Origin of the sequence: Ramlibacter sp. (genome assembly GCF_035706265.1) — a bacterium.
GTDB lineage: Bacteria > Pseudomonadota > Gammaproteobacteria > Burkholderiales > Burkholderiaceae_C > Ramlibacter.
In genome coordinates, this window is the sequence record NZ_DASSVG010000365.1 from 1 (window position 1) to 2073 (window position 2073).

Annotated in this window: 3 protein-coding genes and 1 pseudogene; 3 read left to right on the forward strand and 1 reads right to left on the reverse strand. The window is 69.9% G+C overall.

Annotation, left to right across the window (positions count from 1 at the left end; translation table 11 throughout):
• The coding region (locus tag VFM98_RS13260) for a cytochrome c oxidase subunit 3 (RefSeq protein WP_325110390.1) at window positions 1-603 on the forward strand (603 nt) is incomplete at its 5' end.
• A 66-nt stretch (window positions 604-669) separates the two neighbouring features.
• On the opposite strand, the gene VFM98_RS13265 is transcribed toward VFM98_RS13260, so the two are convergent.
• On the reverse strand, window positions 670-888 hold the full coding sequence (locus VFM98_RS13265) for a twin transmembrane helix small protein (protein WP_325110391.1): 219 nt from the start codon (window positions 886-888) through the stop codon (window positions 670-672).
• A 30-nt stretch (window positions 889-918) separates the two neighbouring features.
• On the opposite strand from VFM98_RS13265, the gene VFM98_RS13270 reads away from it, so the two are divergent.
• Both VFM98_RS13270 and VFM98_RS13275 read left to right on the forward strand, forming a co-directional pair.
• Window positions 919-1635 (forward strand): SURF1 family protein, encoded by a 717-nt coding sequence (locus VFM98_RS13270; RefSeq protein ID WP_325110392.1) that lies wholly within the window; start codon window positions 919-921, stop codon window positions 1633-1635.
• Window positions 1586-2073 (forward strand): annotated as a pseudogene (locus tag VFM98_RS13275) (hypothetical protein); the annotation flags it as partial. The gene VFM98_RS13270 and the pseudogene VFM98_RS13275, both read left to right, overlap by 50 nt.

The following is a 2073-nucleotide window of genomic DNA, read 5'->3' on the forward strand; positions in this document are numbered from 1 at the left end:
TCGGAAGTGATGTTCTTCGGCGCCTTCTTCACCGCCCTGTGGTGGATGCGCGCCCACTCGGTGCCGGCCCTGGGCGGCGTCGACAACGCGCTGCTGTGGCCCGACTTCCGCGCCGTGTGGCCGAGCGTCGCGCCCGGCGCCACCGCCTCGCCGGCCGGCACCATCGAGCCCTTCGAGACGATGACGCCGTTCTGGCTGCCGACGATCAACACGGCGCTGCTGCTGACCTCCGGCGTGACGCTCACCATCGCCCACCACGCTCTGCGCGAAGGCAAGCGCGGCACCACGGTGCTGTGGATGTGGCTGACGGTGCTGCTGGGCCTCACCTTCATCTTCGTGCAGGGCTACGAATACTTCCACGCCTACACCGAGCTGAACCTCAAGCTCAGCTCCGGCGCCTACGGCTCCACCTTCTTCATGCTGACCGGCTTCCACGGCTTCCACGTGATCGTCGGCATGCTGATGCTGCTGTTCATCACCATCCGCCTGATGAAGGGCCACTTCACCGCCGACCGCCATTTCGGCTTCGAGGGCGCGGCCTGGTACTGGCACTTCGTGGACGTGGTGTGGCTGTTCCTGTACACGCTGGTGTACTGGCTCTGACCGCCGCTTGCCTCAACGCAAAGGGCCGCGCGAGCGGCCCTTTTGTTCTTGATCCATCGATGGGAACTACCGGAGCGGAACCCCGCTCGGGTGGATGTACCCCAGCTTCCACGCCACCAGGATGCACACGAACAGCAGGATCGAAAAGCCGACCCGGAAGGCCAGGGCGCGGGCCATGTTGTTGGTCTTCGGCCGGCCGTCCTGGCCGTCGCGCATCATGAAGTACAGCGCGGAGCCGAGGCTGGCCACGATGGCCACGAAGGCCAGGAGAATGAACCACTTCATGCGCACGATGATAGGCGCGCGGCCGGCCGCATGCTGAAGCGCGCGTTCATCGCCGTGGTCGCCCTGCTCGCGCTCGCCATCACGCTGAGCCTGGGTGCCTGGCAGTGGGGCCGCGGCCAGCAGCGCAGCGCGATCCAGGAGGCGATCGCCGCACGCGAGCACATGGGGCCGCTCGCGGCCAGCCAGCTGCCGCCCGTGCTGGAGCGCGACGATCCGCTGCTGCACCGGCCCGTGCTGCTGCGCGGCGAATGGCTGCCGCAGCGCACCGTGTTCCTCGACAACCGCCAGATGAACGGCGCGCCTGGCTTCTATGTCGTGACGCCGCTGCGGCTGGAGGGCCGCCAGGACGTGATCCTGGTCCAGCGCGGCTGGGCGCCGCGCAATTTCGAGCGCCGCGAGGCGCTGCCGCCGGTGGCCACGCCCGCCGGCGTGGTGGAGGTCCACGGCCGCTTGGCCCCGCCTCCCGCCAAGCTATATGCCTTCGACAAGGAAGAGACGGGGCCGATCCGGCAAAATCTCGACCTGGCCTGGTTCCGCGCCGAAACCGGCCTGCCGCTGCTGCCCTACTCGGTGCAGCAGACCGGGGCCGCTTCCGAGGGCCTGGTGCGCCAGTGGCCGCAGGTCGGCAGCGGCGCGGAAAAGAACTTCGGCTACGCCTTCCAGTGGTGGGCCCTCGCCGCGCTGATCGCCATCCTCTATGTCTGGTTCCAACTCGTCCTCCCCCGCCGCCAAGCCCGGCGTGCTTGACCAGCCGCTGGGCCTCACGGTGCACTCGCTGCCGCAGCCGCAGGAGGCTGCGCTGGCCGACGCCCAGCGCACCCGCTCCGGCCGCTGGAAGATGCTGCTGGTGGCGCTGGTGTGCGCCGCGCCGGTGATCGCCTCCTACTTCATGTACTACGTGGTGCGGCCGGAGGGCCGGCGCAGCTACGGCGAGCTGATCGAGCCGCAGCGGCCCATCCCCTCGATCTTCGGCACCGACCTCTCCGGCCGGCGCGTGAGCCTGCCCACCCTGCAGGGCCAGTGGCTGCTGGTGAGCGTGGCCGGCGGCGCCTGCGACGAGGGCTGCGAGCGCCACCTGTACCTGCAGCGCCAGCTGCGCGAGGCGCTGGCCGCGCGCGGGCGAGAGCCACTGCGCCAGCTGCGGGGCGTCCACGCGCAGCACGGTCGCCTGCTGCAGGGCCGGCT

Coding starts and splice junctions, on each gene's coding strand:
- VFM98_RS13270 (WP_325110392.1), top strand. CDS start 919: ATGCTGAAGCGCGCGTTCATCGCCGTGGTCGCCCTGCTCGCGCTCGCC.
- VFM98_RS13265 (WP_325110391.1), bottom strand. CDS start 888: ATGAAGTGGTTCATTCTCCTGGCCTTCGTGGCCATCGTGGCCAGCCTC.